General features: G+C 62.3%; 15 protein-coding genes, 2 tRNA genes and 3 rRNA genes (1 of these 20 running past the window's edge). 4 read left to right on the top strand and 16 right to left on the bottom strand.

Features of this window, described 5'->3' with window-relative positions; all coding sequences use genetic code 11:
* The first annotated feature begins 90 nt into the window (after positions 1-90).
* The 4 genes from ACGHC0_RS07800 to xth are packed head-to-tail and all read left to right on the top strand — an operon-like array spanning position 91 to position 2,889.
* A complete protein-coding gene (locus tag ACGHC0_RS07800; RefSeq protein ID WP_368354688.1) occupies positions 91-930 on the top strand; it encodes a thymidylate synthase in 840 nt (279 codons plus the stop codon).
* A gap of 38 nt (positions 931-968) precedes the next feature.
* Positions 969-1,559, top strand: coding sequence for a DUF4337 domain-containing protein (locus ACGHC0_RS07795; protein WP_368354687.1), 591 nt, complete (start codon positions 969-971; stop codon positions 1,557-1,559).
* A gap of 8 nt (positions 1,560-1,567) precedes the next feature.
* Positions 1,568-2,065, top strand: a complete 498-nt coding sequence (locus ACGHC0_RS07790) for a dihydrofolate reductase (protein WP_368354686.1) — start codon at positions 1,568-1,570, stop codon at positions 2,063-2,065.
* A 47-nt stretch (positions 2,066-2,112) separates the two neighbouring features.
* A complete protein-coding gene (gene xth / locus ACGHC0_RS07785; protein WP_368354685.1) occupies positions 2,113-2,889 on the top strand; it encodes an exodeoxyribonuclease III in 777 nt (258 codons plus the stop codon).
* Positions 2,890-2,997: 108 nt separating this feature from the next.
* Here xth and ACGHC0_RS07780 read toward each other — a convergent pair whose 3' ends face one another.
* From ACGHC0_RS07780 to ACGHC0_RS07705, 16 genes are all read right to left on the bottom strand, one after another.
* Positions 2,998-3,990 (bottom strand): ferritin-like domain-containing protein, encoded by a 993-nt coding sequence (locus ACGHC0_RS07780; protein ID WP_415267859.1) that lies wholly within the window; start codon positions 3,988-3,990, stop codon positions 2,998-3,000.
* 187 nt (positions 3,991-4,177) lie between these two features.
* A complete protein-coding gene (gene ntrC, locus ACGHC0_RS07775; protein WP_415267858.1) occupies positions 4,178-5,836 on the bottom strand; it encodes a nitrogen regulation protein NR(I) in 1,659 nt (552 codons plus the stop codon).
* A gap of 41 nt (positions 5,837-5,877) precedes the next feature.
* Positions 5,878-6,957 carry a nitrogen regulation protein NR(II) gene (glnL, locus tag ACGHC0_RS07770; RefSeq protein ID WP_415267857.1) on the bottom strand — a complete coding sequence of 360 codons (1,080 nt, stop codon included), beginning with the start codon at positions 6,955-6,957 and terminating at the stop codon, positions 5,878-5,880.
* 2 nt (positions 6,958-6,959) lie between these two features.
* Positions 6,960-7,472, bottom strand: coding sequence for a hypothetical protein (locus ACGHC0_RS07765; protein ID WP_415267856.1), 513 nt, complete (start codon positions 7,470-7,472; stop codon positions 6,960-6,962).
* Positions 7,473-7,675: 203 nt separating this feature from the next.
* Positions 7,676-9,091 carry a type I glutamate--ammonia ligase gene (gene glnA / locus ACGHC0_RS07760; protein WP_368354680.1) on the bottom strand — a complete coding sequence of 472 codons (1,416 nt, stop codon included), beginning with the start codon at positions 9,089-9,091 and terminating at the stop codon, positions 7,676-7,678.
* Between the two features lie 157 nt (positions 9,092-9,248).
* Positions 9,249-10,070 (bottom strand): competence/damage-inducible protein A, encoded by an 822-nt coding sequence (locus tag ACGHC0_RS07755; RefSeq protein ID WP_415268391.1) that lies wholly within the window; start codon positions 10,068-10,070, stop codon positions 9,249-9,251.
* 2 nt (positions 10,071-10,072) lie between these two features.
* Positions 10,073-10,957, bottom strand: coding sequence for an EI24 domain-containing protein (locus tag ACGHC0_RS07750; protein WP_415267855.1), 885 nt, complete (start codon positions 10,955-10,957; stop codon positions 10,073-10,075).
* Positions 10,958-10,990: 33 nt separating this feature from the next.
* On the bottom strand, positions 10,991-11,977 hold the full coding sequence (locus tag ACGHC0_RS07745) for a sterol desaturase family protein (protein WP_415267854.1): 987 nt from the start codon (positions 11,975-11,977) through the stop codon (positions 10,991-10,993).
* Between the two features lie 39 nt (positions 11,978-12,016).
* Entirely contained in the window at positions 12,017-12,856 is an 840-nt protein-coding gene (locus ACGHC0_RS07740) for a polysaccharide deacetylase family protein (protein WP_415267853.1), read from the bottom strand.
* Entirely contained in the window at positions 12,843-13,763 is a 921-nt protein-coding gene (locus ACGHC0_RS07735; protein WP_368354676.1) for a YncE family protein, read from the bottom strand. Before ACGHC0_RS07735 ends, ACGHC0_RS07740 begins: the two co-directional genes overlap by 14 nt.
* Positions 13,764-13,893: 130 nt before the next feature.
* The gene (locus ACGHC0_RS07730) at positions 13,894-14,640 is read right to left on the bottom strand and encodes a pseudouridine synthase (protein WP_415267852.1); all 747 of its coding nucleotides are present in this window, start codon (positions 14,638-14,640) and stop codon (positions 13,894-13,896) included.
* A gap of 67 nt (positions 14,641-14,707) precedes the next feature.
* Positions 14,708-14,820: ribosomal RNA gene (gene rrf, locus ACGHC0_RS07725) — 5S ribosomal RNA — on the bottom strand.
* Positions 14,821-14,934: 114 nt separating this feature from the next.
* Positions 14,935-17,812 (bottom strand): 23S ribosomal RNA (locus ACGHC0_RS07720).
* Positions 17,813-18,173: 361 nt separating this feature from the next.
* Positions 18,174-18,249: transfer RNA gene (locus tag ACGHC0_RS07715), tRNA-Ala, on the bottom strand.
* 31 nt (positions 18,250-18,280) lie between these two features.
* Positions 18,281-18,357 (bottom strand) — tRNA-Ile (locus ACGHC0_RS07710).
* A gap of 71 nt (positions 18,358-18,428) precedes the next feature.
* Positions 18,429-18,738 (bottom strand): 16S ribosomal RNA (locus ACGHC0_RS07705) (it continues 1,219 nt past the right edge of the window).
* The 16S, 23S and 5S rRNA genes sit together here with 2 tRNA genes alongside, the layout of an rRNA operon.

Genomic DNA, 18,738 nt, shown 5'->3' with positions numbered 1-18,738 from the left:
ACGGGCTCCAGGTCCGGCTCCGGCAGCCCGCCGGCCCACGCCCTAGAATCCACGGCTCCATAGTTGCGAACGCGCTTGCGCCTGCTGCCCATGAATGCCCCCGCCCGCCCCGTGCGCTCCCAGTACGAAGACTTCATGCGCCACGTCTACACCCATGGCGTGGCCAAGGGCGACCGCACCGGCACGGGCACCCGCAGCGTGTTCGGCTACCAGATGCGGTTCGACCTGAACGAGGGCTTTCCGCTGGTCACCACCAAGAAGGTCCATCTCAAGTCCATCATCACGGAGCTGCTCTGGTTCCTCACCGGCTCCAGCAGCAACCACTGGCTGAAGGAGCGCGGCGTCACCATCTGGGACGAATGGGCACGGGAGGATGGCGACCTGGGGCCGGTCTACGGCGTGCAGTGGCGCAGCTGGCCCACGCCGGACGGCGGCCACATCGACCAGATCAGCCAGGTGGTCGAAACGCTCAGGACCCAGCCCGACTCGCGCCGCATCATCGTCAGCGCCTGGAACGTGGCCGACCTGGACAAGATGGCCCTCATGCCCTGCCACGCGTTCTTCCAGTTCTACGTGGCACCGCCACAGGCCGCCGGCGAGCGAGGCCGACTGAGCTGCCAGCTGTACCAGCGCAGCGCCGACATCTTCCTGGGCGTGCCCTTCAACATCGCCAGCTACGCGCTGCTGACCCACATGATGGCGCAGCAGTGCGACCTGGACGTGGGCGACTTCATCTGGACGGGCGGCGACTGCCACATCTACAGCAACCATTTCGAGCAGGTGGAACTGCAGCTTTCGCGCGCTCCTCACCCCTACCCCACGCTGCACATCCTGCGCCGGCCGGACAGCCTTTTCGACTACCGGTTCGAGGACTTCGACGTGCGCGACTACGCGCACCATCCCGCCATCAAGGCACCGGTCGCAGTCTGACCGTCCCGTTCTTTCCAAACGTTTCCACCTTCTTCCCGATGTCCTCCCACGGCTTTCACGTCCATGGGCCGCACGACCACGCCGTCGAGCACGCCGCCCAGCACGCCCATCCCGATGCCGACCACGGCGGCATGACCAACCGCATCGCCATGGCGACAGCCATCATCGCCACGGTGGGCGCCGTCTTCTCGTACATGGGCGGCGCCACGCAGGCCAATGCGGGCCTCATCAAGAACGATGCCGCCATCAAGAAGACCGAGGCGGCCAACCAGTGGGCCTATTACCAGTCCAAGAGCACCAAGCAATCGGTCACCGAACTCGCGCGAGACCTGGCGCCGGACAACCGCAAGGCCGAGCTGCAGACCCGGCTGGAACGCTACGAGCAGGAGAAAAACGACATCAAGCGCAAGGCCGAGGCGCTGGAAGCCCAGTCGCTGGCGCTGGATGAACAAAGCGAGCAGCAGATGCACCAGCACCACCGGTGGGCCCAGGCCACCACCGTGCTGCAGGTCGCCATCGCGCTGGCGGCCATCGCCCTGCTCACGCGCCGCAAGTGGCTGCAGTGGGGCATGTATGGCGTCGCCGGCCTCGGAATCGCCATCGGCGCCCTCGCGGCCCTTCATCTCTGAGGCGAGCCATGAACCTTCGGCTCATCTATGCCCGTGCTGCCAATGGCGGCATCGGCCTCCACAACGCCATGCCCTGGCACCTGCCAGAAGACCTGGCGCATTTCAAGCAGCTCACCCTGGGTGCCACGGTGGTCATGGGGCGCAAGACCTGGGACTCCCTGCCCCCCCGCTTCCGCCCCCTGCCCGGCCGCACCAACATCGTGGTCACGCGCCAGGCCGGCTGGCATTCGGACGGAGCACTGCCCGCATCCAGCCTGGAGCAGGCGCTGGAACTGGCCCGGCCGCATGGTGACACGGTGTGGGTGATGGGCGGGGCGCAGATCTACGCCCAGGCCCTTCCGATGGCGGACGGCGTGGAGGTCACCGAAATACACCGGGATTTCGAAGCAGACGCCTTCGCCCCCGCGCTGGGCCCCGAATGGGAGGAAACCGCACGCACCCCCGTGCAGACCTCTTCCGGCAGTGCAGCCCTTCCGTTTTCCTTCGTCAGCTATCGGCGCCGCTGAAGCCGCCCGCCGGCAAGCTCCGTCCTTCCCCTCATCAATCTCCTCCCATGAAGCTGGCCACCTGGAACGTCAACTCCCTCTCCGTACGGCTGCCCCAGGTGCTGGCCTGGCTGGCCGACAACCCCGTGGATGCCATCGGCCTGCAGGAACTCAAGCTCGTCGATGAAAAATTTCCCCACGATGCCTTCGAATCCGCCGGCTACCACGCCGTGAGCTTCGGGCAGAAGACCTATAACGGAGTCGCCATCCTCAGCCGCGCGCCCGTGCGCGACGTGGTGCGCAATATCCCCGGCCACGAAGACGCCCAGGCCCGCGTGATCGCAGCGACGCTGGACACGCCCCAAGGTCCGCTCCGGTTCATCAACTGCTACTTCGTGAACGGCCAGGCCCCGGGCACGGAAAAGTTCGCATACAAGATGCTCTGGCTGGGCGCCCTGCACCGATGGATCAGGGAGGAACTGCTCGCCCACCCCCGGCTGGTGCTCGTGGGCGACTTCAACGTGGCGCCGGAAGACCGTGACTCCTTCGATCCCGTGGGCTTGAAAGACACCATCCACCACACCGTGGAAGAGCGCACCCACTTCCAGAGTCTTCTGCAACTGGGTCTCACGGACGCCTACCGCATGTTCGACCAGCCCGAGAAGAGCTTTTCGTGGTGGGACTACCGCATGCTGGGCTTCCAGAAAAACCGGGGCCTGCGCATCGACCACATCCTGGTGAGCGAAGCCCTGCGCGGCCAGGTGACCGCCTGCACGATCGACCGGCAGCCTCGCAAGAACCCGCAGCCCAGCGACCACGCGCCGGTTGTCGCCACGCTCGGCTGACATGGTGCGCATACACCCGGCGTGAAAACGCCGCGGCCCGCAGCAGGACTTCCGCTGCGGGCCACGGCCTATCGCTCGCCGTCAGGCAGGCGATGCCTACGGCCGAACTCAGGGAGCAGCCTTGTAACGGTCCCTCAGGTCCCGCACCTCGTCATGGTTGCGCTGGGCCCCCTCCGCCTGGCGTTCGACCAGGCTGCGCACGGAAGCGGGAAGCGAGGCCTTCAGCGCCTTGCGGTAGCGCGCCACCGCAGCGTCCTCGCCGCGCTCGCACTCCTCCAGGACAGCCTTGTCGTCACGGGTGCTCAAGGCGGTCTTCACGGACACCCAGCCCCGGTGCAGCGCCCCGGACACGGAGCCGCCGCTCGACGGTTCCCCGCCGTGGTTGCGGATCTCGCGTTCCAGTTCCGCAGCCGCGGAGGCACACTCGCTGGCATGGCGCAGCAGGATGCCCTTGAGTTCGGGGGATTCGGCATGCTCGGCCGATGCGCGGAATCCGTACTCGCCATCGCGGCAGGATTCCAGCAGATCGTCCAGCACGTCCACCACGTCGTCGTTGTCCACCAGTGCGGTATCACCGGTCGTGGATTGCGTCATGCTGCCCACGGCAGCGCCCACACCGGCTCCGCCCGCGGTGGTGGCCCTGCCACTGCCGGCGCGTTCCCAGGCAGCGCGGGTCGCCGGACGTGCCTCGTCCCACTCCATGCCGCTGGTGCCCCGCGCCTGGCCCCAGTCACGCGCCAGATGAGGCTCCACCGTATCGAAGTCTCCTTCGTAGCGCCCCACGGAACTCCAGCCCAGTTCATAGGCGGGGCGGTACTCGTCGTACGTGCGGCCGTTGCGGTAGTACGGCTCCCGCTGGTAGCTTTCGCGCCAGTAGGCGTCTTCCACCGTGGGGTTCACGGACTCCGCAGCGGCCTTGCCAGCCAGGCCGCCGACCACGGCGCCCGCGACACCGCCCACGGCCGCGCCGATCGGCCCGCCGAAGGAGCCAGCGGCCGCACCGGCCACCGCACCACCCGCGGCGCCCACGCCGGTGCCCACGGGATGGGCACCAGGCTCATTGGTCAAAGGGTCGCGGTTTGCATCGTTGAAATCCGACATGAATTCGCTCCGGTTGGTTGAACAGTGCCTTCATTCTGGAAGGCACTGCTTGTCCGGAGGGTCGGCGCGTGCGTGGCTGCTCTGTAGGATATCCGCCAGCGCAACGGATGAGCAAACACGCGCCCCATCTCGCCTTTTTGCTACAAAAATGAGAGCATGGCTTTCATGGCGGAAACTCCGCTTCGTGTCAGCCCGCAGGGTCGTCGGAGGGGCCGAGCCCCAGTTCCTGGATCTTGCGGGTGATGGTGTTGCGGCCGATGCCCAGGCGCTGCGCGGCCTCCATGCGCCGCCCGTGGGTGGTGGACAGTGCCGTGCGGATCAGGCGCGATTCGAATCGGCGGGTGAGCACATCCCACACTTCCGGCTGCCCCGTGGCCAGCAGCTTCTGGGCTTCCGCCTCCAGCGCATGCTCCCACCCGGACGGATCGCCCGCCGCGCCCTGCGGCGCCAGCGCCTGAACGGCAGGGGCGGCGCCCGGCAGGGAAGCACCGAGACCCGTGGCCATGGAACCGCCGCCCAGTCCCGCCGGCCACCCGCTGCTGCGCTCATCCCGCAGCGCCGTACCCGACGGCATGCCGGAACCGGACACATCGGCGATCCCCGTCGATTGCACCGGTGCATCCGGACGTGCCGTATCGGTCACCGGAAGCGGCGCATCGACGGACGCAGGCCCATCGAGCACCTCGGGAGGCAGATCCTGCAGCGATATGAGCTGCGCTGGCGCCATCACCGTCAGCCAATGGCAGATGTTCTCCAGCTGCCGCACGTTGCCGGGGAACGAGAACTGCCCCAGCCGGGCCAGCGCCGCATCGGAAATGCGCTTCGGCTCCACGCCCAGCTGGCGTGCACTCTGCTGCAGGAAGTGCCGCGTCAGCATCGGTACATCCTCGTGCCGCTCGCGCAATGCGGGCAACCGCAGCCGGATCACGTTGAGGCGGTGGAAAAGATCCTCGCGGAACACCCCGTCCTTGACGCGCAGCTCCAGGTTCTGGTGCGTTGCGGCAATGACGCGGACGTGCGCCTTGACTGCCGCATGTCCCCCCACCCGATAGAACTGCCCGTCGGACAGCACCCGCAGCAGGCGCGTCTGCAGGTCGAACGGCATGTCACCGATTTCATCGAGGAACAGCGTCCCCCCTTCCGCCTGCTCGAACCGGCCGCGGCGCTGGGTCTGGGCACCGGTGAATGCGCCCCGCTCATGGCCGAACAGTTCGCTCTCCAGCAGGTCCTTCGGGATAGCCGCCGTATTGATCGCGACGAAAGGCCCTTCGGACACCGGCGAATGCTTGTGCAGCGCGCGGGCCACCAGTTCCTTGCCGGAGCCGGACTCGCCGGTGATCAGCACCGTCACCTGGCTCTGGCTCAGCCGCCCGATCGCACGGAACACGTCCTGCATGGCGGGGGCCTGGCCCAGCATCTCGGGCGTGGCGGTCTGGCGCTCCTCCGTGACCTCCTCCCGCTGGCTTTCCTCCACCGCACGGCGGATCAGTTCCACCGCCTTGGGCAGGTCGAACGGCTTGGGCAGGTATTCGAATGCGCCGCGCTGGAACGCGGATACGGCGCTGTCGAGGTCGGAATACGCGGTCATGATGATGACCGGCAGGCCAGGTTGCTGCTGCCGCACCTGCTCCAGCAACTGCAGGCCCGAGCCCCCCGGCATGCGGATGTCGCTGACCAGCACCTGGGGCCCCTGCCGCGCCGGGTCCCCGGCCGCTACGTCGGCCAGCGCGTCGAGTACTTCGCGCGGATGGGTGAAACTGCGCGTCGGCAGGTTCTCTCGGGCCAGCGCCTTTTCAAGGACGAAGCGGATCGAGGGGTCGTCATCTACTATCCAGATCGGCTTCATGTGTGAGTTCTACCTTGTCTCGAAATGAATGTCTCCGGACCTCAGGGCAAGGGAATGAGGATGCGGAAATCGGTGCGACCCGGAACGCTGTCGCATTCGATCAAGCCATGGTGGCGCTGCACGAAAGTCTGTGCAAGCGTCAGCCCCAGCCCCGACCCTCCATCGCGTCCCGTCACCAGCGGATAGAAGATCCGCTCCTTGATCGCTTCGGGTACGCCCGGTCCGTTGTCGATGACATGCAATTCCAGTGCCAAGCGATACCGCTGCCGTCCGAAAGTCACCTGCCGCGCGACGCGCGTGCGCAGCGTGATCACGGCATCACCGGCGGCAATGCGCTCCGTCAGGACCTGCGCCGCGTTCTGCACGATGTTCAGCACCGCCTGGATGAGCTGCGCCCGGTCACCGCGGAATTCCGGTATCGAGGTGTCATAGTCGCGCAGCACGCGCAGGCCGTGGGGATACTCCACCAGAACCAGCGAACGCACGCGCTCGCACACCTCGTGGATGTTCACGTCGCCCACGAGGTGCGGATGCCGGTGCGGCGCCAGCAGCCGGTCCACCAGGCTCTGCAGGCGGTCGGCCTCGTGGATGATGACCTGGGTGTATTCGGTGAGCTCCGGATTGTCGAGCTCCATCTCGAGCAACTGGGCCGCGCCACGGATGCCCCCGAGCGGATTCTTGATCTCGTGCGCCAGATTGCGGATCAGTTCCTTGTTGGCCAGGGCCTGCTCCCGCAGGCGTTCCTCCCGGTCCTGCCGCGCCTGGGCTTCCAGCGGCCACATCTCCACCAGGATCTCGCCGGTCTGCTCTGCCACGGCCACGTTCACGTGGACGGGTATCTGTTCCTGAAGAGGCCCGCGGCGCAGCCCGGCCTCGAAGCGCAATGCCGCGAAATCCTGCCCGCGGGCACCGGCCAGGGCCGTCTGCAGCAACGCCGGATCCGTGAAGAAGGAGCAGAAGTCGGCGCTTTCCAGCGTGCGCCGCGACAGGCCCAGCATGTTCTCCAGCGATGCGTTCGCGAACATCACGGAACCGTCCTGATGCAGCACTGCCACCAGCGTGGACACGAGATCCAGGGCTATATAACGCGCGGCCGGACGCGCGGAAGAGCTCGAAGCCACGCTCAGCGGCCCGCTGGCGCCGGCAGGCGTGCCAGTTCGCGCTTGATGCCGGCCACGTCGCTTTCCGCACGGGACACGGCGGCCTTGAGCTCGGCGGTCCGCTCGATATAGACCTGCGGATTGCGCAGTTCCAGTGCAGTACGCTGGGGCTCGCCGTTGTTGTACTCGCGGGACAGATCCGCCAGCCGGGCCTCTGCCTTGCGCAACTCCGCCTCCAGGATCGCCCGGGCGTCGGAGTCGCGGGCACGCTGGTCATTGGCGTCCACGCGCGGGGCATTGGAAGGCGATGCGGCGGCGGCGCCTGCCGGTGCAGAGGAATGCGCAGCCCCGCCTCCCGAAGGCCGGGATCCCTGCACCACGGTCACATTGCCGCCCTCCACGAGCTTGCAGCCCTTTTCCCGGGCCTGGCTCACGTTGTTGGTGTATTCGTTGCCGCAGCGGTAGATGCGGTCCTGCGACCAGGCGGCCGGTGCCAGGGCCGCCAGGGCCATGAGCGCAGAGACAATTTTTTTCATTCAAGTCCTCGCGATGCGTGCGAGCGGCACGCGGAAGCTGACCGGAAGTATCCCCCAATCGCCCCGGTGCCGCCATGCATGAGCCCTGCGGCGCAGGGTCTTGCGCGGCCCTGGCAGGCGATCGCCACGGCCATGAAAAAAGGCGGCCGAAGCCGCCTTTCGTTCCTGGATCGAAGCTTCCGGCACCGCCGGAGGCCACACGATCACAGCGAATAGTACATGTCGTATTCCACAGGGTGGGGAGCCATGCGGAAACGCGTGACTTCCTGCATCTTGAGCTCGATGTAGGCGTCCAGCATCGAGTCCGTGAACACACCGCCCTTGGTCAGGAATGCGCGGTCCTTGTCGAGGTACTCCAGGGCCTGGTCGAGGCTGTGGCACACCGTCGGCACCAGCTTGTCCTCTTCCGGGGGCAGGTGGTAGAGGTCCTTCGTGGCGGCTTCGCCCGGATGGATCTTGTTCTCCACGCCGTCCAGGCCGGCCATCATCAGGGCCGAGAAGCACAGGTACGGGTTGGCGGAAGGATCGGGGAAGCGTGCCTCGATGCGGCGGCCCTTCGGGTTGGCCACGTACGGAATGCGGATCGATGCCGAGCGGTTGCGGGCGGAGTAGGCCAGCTTCACCGGAGCCTCGAATCCAGGCACCAGGCGCTTGTAGCTGTTGGTGCCAGGGTTCGTGATGGCGTTCAGGGCACGTGCGTGCTTGATCACGCCGCCGATGTAGTACAGCGCGAAATCGGACAGGCCGGCATAGCCGTCGCCAGCGAACAGGTTCTTGCCATCCTTCCAGATGGACTGGTGCACGTGCATGCCGGAGCCGTTGTCGCCGGCGTAGGGCTTGGGCATGAAGGTAGCGGTCTTGCCGTAGGCATTGGCCACGTTCCACACCACGTACTTGAGCACCTGGGTCCAGTCGGCGCGCTCGACCAGCGTGCTGAACTTGGTACCGATTTCGTTCTGGCCGGCGCCAGCCACTTCATGGTGGAACACCTCGACCGGAATGCCCAGCGATTCCAGGATCAGGGACATTTCAGCGCGCATGTCCTGCGTGCTGTCCACGGGAGGCACGGGGAAGTAGCCACCCTTGACGGTGGGACGGTGCCCCCGGTTGCCGCCTTCCAGCTTGGCGCCGGAATTCCAGGGGGCTTCGTATTCCTCGATCTCGAACATCACGCGGCCGGGCTCGTTGCTCCAGCGCACGCCGTCGAAGATGAAGAATTCGGGCTCCGGTCCGAAATAGGCGGTATCGCCCAGGCCGGAGGCCTTCAGGTAGGCTTCGGCACGCTTGGCGATGGAGCGGGGATCGCGGTCATAGGCCTTGCCGTCGCCCGGCTCGATCACGTCGCACTGCAGGAACAGCGTGGTTTCCTCGAAGAAGGGATCGATGTTGGCGGTATTGGGGTCGGGCATGAGTTGCATGTCCGAAGCCTCGATGCCCTTCCAGCCTGCCACCGAAGAACCGTCGAAAGCGTGGCCCGAAGAGAACTTGTCCTCGTCGAAGGCGGACACGGGCACGGTGACGTGCTGCTCCTTGCCGCGGGTGTCGGTGAAGCGGAAGTCCACAAACTTGACTTCGTTCTCCTTCACCATCTTCATCACGTCTGCAACGGTCTTTGCCATCAGGATCTCCAGGATTTAGCGTTTGTTGAAAAAAACACGGCCTACAAAAAGCAGATAACGTGCCAGCATGCACTAACGCGGAGCATGCACGTCTTCCGCAACAGCCCGTTGTCCGGCATGCACCAGAAAAGGGCCCCACTCTCTCCAGGGCCCCGCGTCAGGTGATTCGCACCAATTCGGGGCCAAGGCTCGCACCAAAATCGTGCAACCCCTGGAGCAATTCACTCCACGCCGGCGGAACCAGGGCCGAGTCGCCCTTGACCCCCAGCTCGATATGACGGCCATGGACCGGATGGTCCACGCTGGGCAGGCTGAACACTTTCACGCCGGCATGCCCTGTCTCCACCTTCTCCATGAGCGGCGTGAGCGCGGCCTCCATGGCACCGTACACCACCACTGACCGTTCGGTATGCGGCCGGCGATTGAACCACTGCCGGCAGTGCTCGTCGAGCACCCACTCCATCATCGGCCAGGCCATCACCGGAAAGCCTGGAAAGAAATGCACGGTACCACCGCCCTGGCCATCGCACGAGAAGCCGGGAATCTTGTTGTAAGGGTTGGGAATGATCCGTGCGCCCCGGGGGAACACCCCCATGTTCAGCCGATGCACGTTGTCTGCGCGTTCCGGCTCGTAAGGCACGCCCTGCTCCTGGGCGACATCCCGCATCCTCTCGCGGATCAGCTCCGCAGCCTCGGGATGCAACTCCAGCTCCGTGCCGAGCGCGCTGGCGGCGCACTGGCGAGTGTGGTCGTCGGGCGTGGCACCGATGCCGCCGCAGGAGAAAACGACATCGCCCGACCCGAACGCCCTTCGCAGGGTGGCAGTGATACGCGCAGGGTCGTCTCCGACATAGTCCGCATAGGCCAGAGGAATGCCGCGGGCACCGAGCAACTCGATGGCTTTCGCCAGATGCTTGTCGGCGCGCTTTCCGGAAAGGATCTCGTCGCCGACGATGATGAGACCGAACGATGGAACCATGGTCATGGCTGTTGCCCAGGAAGGGAGGTCGGAGGAACAGGAGATGGCGAGCCGCCCGGTGCACCAGGTGCCGCGGCCGCCGCCCGGCCACTGGCGCCCGAGGTCCGCAACTGCTCCAGCGCTGCCAGGCAGTAGTGCGCGAACCACAGGGAAGAAAAGGCGAATACCAGTGTGTAGATCCAGACGGCCACGGGGATCAGCACCACGAACGCTGCAGCGAACACGATGCCCGAGGCCCAGACGATGCCGGGAGCGGCACCCAGGTAGCCCGTGACCACGCCGATACCGAGCAACTGCATCCGGTACTGCCGCATGATCATCTCGCGCTCTGCCTTGTCGGCATGTTCGCCGAGTGCATCGAAAGCCATCACGCGGTAGGTCAGCCATCCCCAGATCAGCGGCGGCAACACCAGCACCAGCGGCGGAATGAACCACAATGGAATGGAAAGGACCAGCGCCACCAGCGCTGCCACGGTCGAACCCAGTGACCAGGCCACGCTGGCCAGAAAGGAGCCGCTTCCCCGGCGCTCGAGCGACGGGAACCGGCGCCGCGCGACCAGGGACACCAGCGCGGGCGCCATCAATATCGCCACCGCGAGCACCGACAGCACGACGATGACGGGGGTGATCAAAACCACCAGCAGCACGGGCGCCAGTAGCGCCGGCCCCTCCACCCCGAATCCCTGCAGCCACCCCCAGAGGAATGACAGCCACCCGGAACCCGCAAGCAGGGAACCGACGGAAGCCACCGCGCCGTCCCACCAGAGGTACCAGAACAATCCAGTCAGCAGAGCGATCACCAGCAGCGGCAGCAACGAGAGCGCGACCACCCGCGGATGCAGGCAGTAGCCCACGGCACGCCAGAACGAATCGATGAGCAGCCTCATGGACGCAAGCATAGCGCCGAAGGATGAAACCCTTCAGTCCTTGCCGGCCAGCCTCATCAATCCACGCCACTGCTGCCGCCAGAAGCCCCTGCCATAGTCGCGCACCCTGCCTTCCGAGTCTGCCTCGACCTGGTCACGGATACCGGTGGGGTCGTACCGGAGTTCGAAGTTGGCGGTTCCGAACAGCATGTCCCACCAGGGCAGAAGCACGCCGAAATTGTGCCCCCCCAGTGCCGGCGTCCGTTCCCCGTTTCTGGCGGGCCCTTCGTGACCCAGGCCGATGGAATGGTGCAAGCGATGGAAGCGCGGGCTCACCCACAAGCGTTCGCCCCACTTCCCGAACCACACCCGCAGGTTGGCGTGGTGGAAGTTCTCGCTCAGCTGGGTCACCGCCACGATGGCGACGAACTGGCCCGGCGGCACCCCGATCAATTGCGCCACGATCACGACGATCGCATCCGTCAGCACGTCGTCCAGCAGGTGGTTGCGGTTGTCGCTCCACATGGTCATCTGCCGCTGGGAATGGTGCAGCGCATGCAGCTTCCACCACCATTCGAAATGGTGCTGCCCCCGATGGATCCAGTAGTTCAGGAAGTCGAACACCACGAGGTAGATCAGCAGGCTGACCCAGGGCACGTCGGTGACGCCCGGCCAGACCTCATCCAGGTGGAACGTGCTGAAGCCCTCGACCCGAAGGGTGCCGAACAGCGAATCCCATAGCGGATCCACGCTGAAAAACAGCGCGAGCCGGAAGAGTCCCAGCCGGTGGATCAGCGTATAGAGCACATCGGTGCGAATGGACGCGCGGTCAGTCACCGGCTCCACGGGCTTCCACCGCTGCAACGGCGCGATGAGGCACAGCATGACGCCCAGTTGCAGGATACCTACCAGCAACCAGCCGGTGGCCGCGTAGCCGTCCTCCAGCAGGTTGGCCAAACCGAACGAAAACATCGCCGGCTGCACGATGGTCTCGAACAGCCATTGCTGCGCCATATCGAATACTTGACTGAGCCCGTCCATAGCCCTCGCTCCGATCCGCCGAGATCGCCCAGGTTCCCGTCACCGCACCGGATGAACGGCAATCCAGCCCTGGTACTCCGGATGCTCCCGGAGCGTGCGGAAGCAGAATCCGCGGGATTTGAGCCCTTCGATCAGGGGCTCGAGCACCGCGGGCGCCCACGGATCCTTGCGAGACCAGATACCCAGGTGCGCCAGCAGAATGTCGCCCGGCCGGATATGTTCCAGCGCCTGCTGGAGCAGCGCCGCGTTGCTGTAGCGCTCGCTCGGGAGCTCATCGCCCAGGAAGCCGGCGGGAGACCATCCCACATGGGCGTAGCCGCAGCGCTTGGCGGCTTGCAGCAGGCGAGCGGAAGTCTTGCCACCGGGTGCCCGGAACAGCGGCAAAGGCGCCTGTCCCGTGATCTCCTTCAGGCGGGCTTCCGACCTTGCGATCTCCTCGCAGTACTGCTGCGCCGTGACAGTGAACTCCCTGCCCGCCTGCGGCCCGGCCGATGGTCGCACCCGGAAGCTCGGGGATTGCGCCGAACCGGCATCCGCACGCCAATAGACGTGGTCGTAGGTATGGGATGCGAATGCGTGGCCCTCGGCAGCGCGCGCCTTCCACCAGCCCGCCCAGAAATTGCCCAGGCTGCCATCGCCTTCCTGCGTCTTCTCGTTCGCCGCGAAAAAAGTCACGAGCACATGCTGGCGCTTCAACACATCGGCGATGAGGGGAGCGACGCCCATGTGGCCCGTGTCCAGGGTCAGATAGACAGGCTTGTCGCATGCCGCGCGCGCAGCGCCGGCAGGCAGCGCCAGGGACGCGGCCACCGTACAGATGATGCAGCCCGCGCGCAACACCTGGCCCGCTCGTGGCATCCAGGCCTTACCGGGGCGCATGCTGCAGAGTCCACACACCGTGCGGAGACTTGCCCACATTGATGCGCTGAACCACCTTGCGCTCCACGGTATCGATGACCAGCATCTTCTTCGCCCAACGGGCGCTGACGTAAATCCACCGGCCATCAGGGGAGACATCCATGCAGTCCGGTCCGCCGGGGGCCGGATACACATCCACCACCTTCTGCGTGGTCATGTCGATCTTGCTGATGGTGTTGGCCACGCGATTGCTGACGAAGATGTGGCGCTTGTCGCCGGCCCCGCGGAACGCATGCGCCCCGCTACCGGTCTTGATGCGCTGGACCAGCCTGGGCTCCGCACCCGAGACATCGAACACCTCGACGCCATCGCCGCCGGTCAGCCCCACGAAGAGGAACTTGTCGTCCGTGGAACCGTAGATGTCCGCAGGCATGGGCCCCGTCTTGGTGCGCCAGCGGATCTTCTGCGTGGCAATGTCGATGGCCACCAGCTCGTCGCTGTCCTGCATGGTCGAATACACCACGCGGCTGCCACTGTCCACCCAGAGATGGCTTGGCGTGCGCCCCGTGGCCACGCGCTGAACCAGCGTCAGGTCATGGCCATCCCAGCGATAGAAATCCACATGGTTCAGTCGGTTCGCCGCCGTGATCAGCCACTTCATGTCGGGCGTGAAACGAAGGTGGTACGGATCGACGATGTTTCTTACCGTTCGCTGGACCTGCGCCGTGCGCGGATCGATGAAGGTCAGGCTGTCGGCCAGCGCATTCGCCACGACGAGCGATTTCTCGTCGGGCGTGAGATACATGTGGTGCGGCTCCTTGCCTGTGGGAATCCTCCGCACTTCCTGCCATGTGGCTGGGTCGATGATGCTGACGTCGGCGTCGAGAGAGTTCAGCACGAACACCGGAGGTGGTGTGGTTGAGGCCATGGCGACCCCGGTCCAGAAGAGGCCGGAGCACACGATCGAAAAAAGCCACCGAGGGCACTTGCGCATATTCATATCCAAGCGGCTTGCACCGCCACTACCATTTCCACTGCAACCGGTATCACACCGAAGCTCAACCTTCGAAGACCCTGCGAATATCCTCTTGCCCAAGCCACCGCCAATCCCCGGGCTGGAGATCTTCGGGAAGATGCAGGCCGCCGATGCGGATGCGGTGCAGTTGCTCCACACGATTGCCCACGGCAGCCACCATCCGCTTGATCTGGTGGTACTTGCCCTCAGTGACCGTGAGGTCGAAGACCGAACCTTGTTGCAGCACACAGTCCGCAGCGATCACCGGCTTCGGATCATCGTTCAAGACGACGCCCTGCAGTAGCTGATCCTTCTGCTGTTGAGAAAGATCATACTTGGCATGCACTCTGTAGGTCTTTTGTATTTGTTTCTTCGGGGAGCTCACGCGGTGGATGAAACCGCCGTCATCGCTCAGCAGCAACAGTCCCGTCGTATCCTGATCCAGTCTGCCGATGGTCTGCACCCCGAGGATCTTTCCCGGCCCCGGCCGCTGTCGCAGAGGATCGGGCAACAGGGTATAGACACTGGGATAGGTGGATGGCTTTTGTGAGCACTCTACGGCCGGAGGTTTGTTCATCATGACGTAGGCACGCTCGTGCCATTGCCACACCTTGCCCTGGACGTGGAATATCAGACCCTCGGGATCTATTTCCAGACTGGCATCGGTGCAAACCCATGCATCGCCGGTATCGCTTTTCTCGCGCAGTTGCACATGGCCGTGCTGAATCAGGCCTGCGCACACCCTTCTGGTGCCAAACCCTTGGGAATACAGGATTTCTTGCAACTGCAATCGCGATCTCCAAAAAGCAAAACGCCCTCAGATCTGAGTGGATCTGAGGGCGGTTTGGGCTGTAGGAGCCTGACGATGACCTACTTTCACACGGGAACCCGCACTATCATCGGCGCAAAGTCGTTTCACTGTCCTGTTCGGGATGGGAAGGAGTGGGACCAACTTGCTATGGTCATCAGGCATAAAGGGTTGCTGTCGTGCCTTTGTGGCATGACGGCGAATTCATAGAGTGAATCAGTTTGTGTTTGATTGCGTCACTTGGCATAACAACCTTGACGGTGTTGTCAAAGTTATAGGGTCAAGCCGCACGAGCAATTAGTACTGGTTAGCTTAAGCGCTTGCACGCCTTCCACACCCAGCCTATCAACGTCCTGGTCTTGAACGACTCTTCAGGGGGCTCAAGGCCCCGGCAGATCTCATCTTGAAACGAGTTTCCCGCTTAGATGCTTTCAGCGGTTATCTCTTCCACACTTAGCTACTCGGCAATGCCACTGGCGTGACAACCGATACACCAGAGGTGTGTCCACTCCGGTCCTCTCGTACTAGGAGCAGGCTTCCTCAAATCTGCAGCGCCCACGGAAGATAGGGACCAAACTGTCTCACGACGTTTTAAACCCAGCTCACGTACCTCTTTAAATGGCGAACAGCCATACCCTTGGGACCGGCTACAGCCCCAGGATGAGATGAGCCGACATCGAGGTGCCAAACACCGCCGTCGATATGAACTCTTGGGCGGTATCAGCCTGTTATCCCCAGAGTACCTTTTATCCGTTGAGCGATGGCCCTTCCATACAGAACCACCGGATCACTATGTCCTGCTTTCGCATCTGCTCGACTTGTCAGTCTCGCAGTTAAGCACGCTTATGCCATTGCACTATTAGCACGATGTCCGACCGTACCTAGCGTACCTTCGAACTCCTCCGTTACGCTTTGGGAGGAGACCGCCCCAGTCAAACTGCCTACCATGCACTGTCCCCGATCCCGATAAGGGACCTAGGTTAGAACCTCAAACGCACCAGGGTGGTATTTCAACGTTGGCTCCATGAGAACTAGCGTCCTCACTTCAAAGCCTCCCACCTATCCTACACAGATCCGTTCAAAGTCCAATACAAAGCTACAGTAAAGGTTCATGGGGTCTTTCCGTCTTTCCGCGGGGAGATTGCATCATCACAAACATTTCAACTTCGCTGAGTCTCAGGAGGAGACAGTGTGGCCATCGTTACGCCATTCGTGCAGGTCGGAACTTACCCGACAAGGAATTTCGCTACCTTAGGACCGTTATAGTTACGGCCGCCGTTTACTGGGACTTCAATCAAGAGCTTGCACCCCATCATTTAATCTTCCAGCACCGGGCAGGCGTCACACCCTATACGTCCACTTTCGTGTTTGCAGAGTGCTGTGTTTTTATTAAACAGTCGCAGCCACCGATTTTTTGCAACCGCTTTGGGCTCCCTTTGTACAAGTTCACCTACTTGCGGCATACCTTCTCCCGAAGTTACGGTATCAATTTGCCGAGTTCCTTCTCCTGAGTTCTCTCAAGCGCCTTAGAATACTCATCTCGCGCACCAGTGTCGGTTTGCGGTACGGTCGTGTGTAGCTGAAGCTTAGTGGCTTTTCCTGGAAGCAGGGTATCACTCACTTCGTCTGCAAGCAGACTCGTTATCACCCCTCATCTAAGCCCGGCGGATTTGCCTACCGGGCACGACTACAGGCTTGAACCAACATATCCAACAGTTGGCTGAGCTAACCTTCTCCGTCCCCACATCGCACTACACATCGGTACAGGAATATTGACCTGTTTCCCATCAACTACGCATCTCTGCCTCGCCTTAGGGGCCGACTCACTCTACGCCGATGAACGTTGCGTAGAAAACCTTGCGCTTACGGCGAGGGGGCTTTTCACCCCCTTTAACGCTACTCATGTCAGCATTCGCACTTCTGATACCTCCAGCATCCGTTACCAGACACCTTCACAGGCTTACAGAACGCTCTCCTACCACGCACAGTAAACTGTGCATCCGCAGCTTCGGTAACTGGCTTAGCCCCGTTACATCTTCCGCGCAGGACGACTCGATCAGTGAGCTATTACGCTTTCTTTAAATGATGGCTGCTTCTAAGCCAACATCCTGACTGTTTTAGCCTTCCCACTTCGTTTCCCACTTAGCCAATTTTAGGGACCTTAGCTGGCGGTCTGGGTTGTTTCCCTCTTGAGTCCGGACGTTAGCACCCGGTGCTCTGTCTCCCAAGCTCTACTCTTCGGTATTCGGAGTTTGCCTTGGTTTGGTAAGTCGCCATGACCCCCTAGCCAAAACAGTGCTCTACCCCCGAAGGTAATACTTGAGGCACTACCTAAATAGTTTTCGGAGAGAACCAGCTATTTCCAAGTTTGTTTAGCCTTTCACCCCTATCCACAGCTCATCCGCTAGTTTTGCAACACTAGTCGGTTCGGACCTCCAGTACCTGTTACGGCACCTTCATCCTGGCCATGGATAGATCACTTGGTTTCGGGTCTACACCCAGCGACTGGACGCCCTATTCGGACTCGATTTCTCTACGGCTTCCCTATTCGGTTAACCTTGCCACTGAATGTAAGTCGCTGACCCATTATACAAAAGGTACGCCGTCACCCTTGCGGGCTCCGACTTTTTGTAAGCATGCGGTTTCAGGATCTATTTCACTCCCCTCCCGGGGTTCTTTTCGCCTTTCCCTCACGGTACTTGTTCACTATCGGTCGATGATGAGTATTTAGCCTTGGAGGATGGTCCCCCCATATTCAGACAGGGTTTCTCGTGCCCCGCCCTACTTTTCTCTAGCTCAGTACCACACGTCTGCTTTCACATACAGGGCTATCACCTACTATGGCCGGACTTTCCATTCCGTTTTGTTAACAGTCGTGCTATCACTAGAAGGCTCCTCCGATTTCGCTCGCCACTACTTTCGGAATCTCGGTTGATGTCTTTTCCTCGAGCTACTGAGATGTTTCAGTTCACCCGGTTCGCCTCGCATGACTATGTATTCATCATGCGATACCTCTTGCGAGGTGGGTTTCCCCATTCAGAAATCTCCGGATCAAAGCTTATTTGCCAGCTCCCCGAAGCTTATCGCAGGCTATCACGTCTTTCGTCGCCTATCATCGCCAAGGCATCCACCACATGCTCTTAGTCACTTGACCCTATAACTTTGACATCTCTTGCGAGACATCTCCGCTTTCTTTCAAGGACTTGCGAGGTCTTTCACCTCGCGCGTTATGCCGTAATGTGAATTCTTCTTCGGTATTGCTACCTAGAGAACAATTCGTCATTACTGAATTTCAACAAGCTTTCGCTCAATTGAACATTCGTTTTGACGCAATCAAATTTTTGTCACCGGCGGCACGGTGCAGTTTCCTGCTTTCCGCCGGCAACGCTGATTCGACTCTATGAATTTTTAAAGAACAGCCGATTGACCCGGTCTATACCGGACCAACAACAAAGAGGCCTCTCGCGAAGCCGCTTTGGTGTTAGTTTCTTCACCCTACCGCAGGGCGTATTGGTTGGTGGAGGATGACGGGATCGAACCGACGACCCCCTGCTTGCAAAGCAGGTGCTCTCCCAGCTGAGCTAATCCCCCACTGATCCTCGCATCTTATGTTCGGAAGATTTGGTGGGTCTAGTTGGGCTCGAACCAACGACCCCCGCCTTATCAAGACGGTGCTCTAACCAGCTGAGCTACAGACCCATGTCGGTTAGCACCGACTTCTTCCAACAACCGATAAGTGTGGGCGTTCAATATTGAATGCTGTTTTCCAGAAAGGAGGTGATCCAGCCGCACCTTCCGATACGGCTACCTTGTTACGACTTCACCCCAGTCACGAACCCTGCCGTGGTAAGCGCCCTCCTTACGGTTAGGCTACCTACTTCTGGCAGAACCCGCTCCCATGGTGTGACGGGCGGTGTGTACAAGACCCGGGAACGTATTCACCGCGACATTCTGATCCGCGATTACTAGCGATTCCGACTTCACGCAGTCGAGTTGCAGACTGCGATCCGGACTACGACTGGCTTTATGGGATTAGCTCCCCCTCGCGGGTTGGCAACCCTCTGTACCAGCCATTGTATG

This window comes from Acidovorax sacchari (assembly GCF_042847045.1).
Lineage (GTDB): Bacteria > Pseudomonadota > Gammaproteobacteria > Burkholderiales > Burkholderiaceae_C > Paracidovorax > Paracidovorax sacchari.
The sequence above is the reverse complement of the archived record's forward strand: the minus strand, read 5'-3'. Positions and strand labels throughout refer to the sequence as shown.

Bases quoted from the DNA above. Each gene is read 5' to 3' on its own strand.
- ACGHC0_RS07800 (WP_368354688.1), top strand. From the start codon at position 91: ATGAATGCCCCCGCCCGCCCCGTGCGCTCCCAGTACGAAGACTTCATG.
- ACGHC0_RS07795 (WP_368354687.1), top strand. From the start codon at position 969: ATGTCCTCCCACGGCTTTCACGTCCATGGGCCGCACGACCACGCCGTC.
- ACGHC0_RS07790 (WP_368354686.1), top strand. From the start codon at position 1,568: ATGAACCTTCGGCTCATCTATGCCCGTGCTGCCAATGGCGGCATCGGC.
- xth (WP_368354685.1), top strand. From the start codon at position 2,113: ATGAAGCTGGCCACCTGGAACGTCAACTCCCTCTCCGTACGGCTGCCC.
- ACGHC0_RS07780 (WP_415267859.1), bottom strand. From the start codon at position 3,990: ATGTCGGATTTCAACGATGCAAACCGCGACCCTTTGACCAATGAGCCT.
- ntrC (WP_415267858.1), bottom strand. From the start codon at position 5,836: ATGAAGCCGATCTGGATAGTAGATGACGACCCCTCGATCCGCTTCGTC.
- ACGHC0_RS07765 (WP_415267856.1), bottom strand. From the start codon at position 7,472: ATGAAAAAAATTGTCTCTGCGCTCATGGCCCTGGCGGCCCTGGCACCG.
- glnA (WP_368354680.1), bottom strand. From the start codon at position 9,091: ATGGCAAAGACCGTTGCAGACGTGATGAAGATGGTGAAGGAGAACGAA.
- ACGHC0_RS07755 (WP_415268391.1), bottom strand. From the start codon at position 10,070: ATGGTTCCATCGTTCGGTCTCATCATCGTCGGCGACGAGATCCTTTCC.
- ACGHC0_RS07750 (WP_415267855.1), bottom strand. From the start codon at position 10,957: ATGAGGCTGCTCATCGATTCGTTCTGGCGTGCCGTGGGCTACTGCCTG.
- ACGHC0_RS07745 (WP_415267854.1), bottom strand. From the start codon at position 11,977: ATGGACGGGCTCAGTCAAGTATTCGATATGGCGCAGCAATGGCTGTTC.
- ACGHC0_RS07740 (WP_415267853.1), bottom strand. From the start codon at position 12,856: ATGCGCCCCGGTAAGGCCTGGATGCCACGAGCGGGCCAGGTGTTGCGC.
- ACGHC0_RS07735 (WP_368354676.1), bottom strand. From the start codon at position 13,763: ATGGCCTCAACCACACCACCTCCGGTGTTCGTGCTGAACTCTCTCGAC.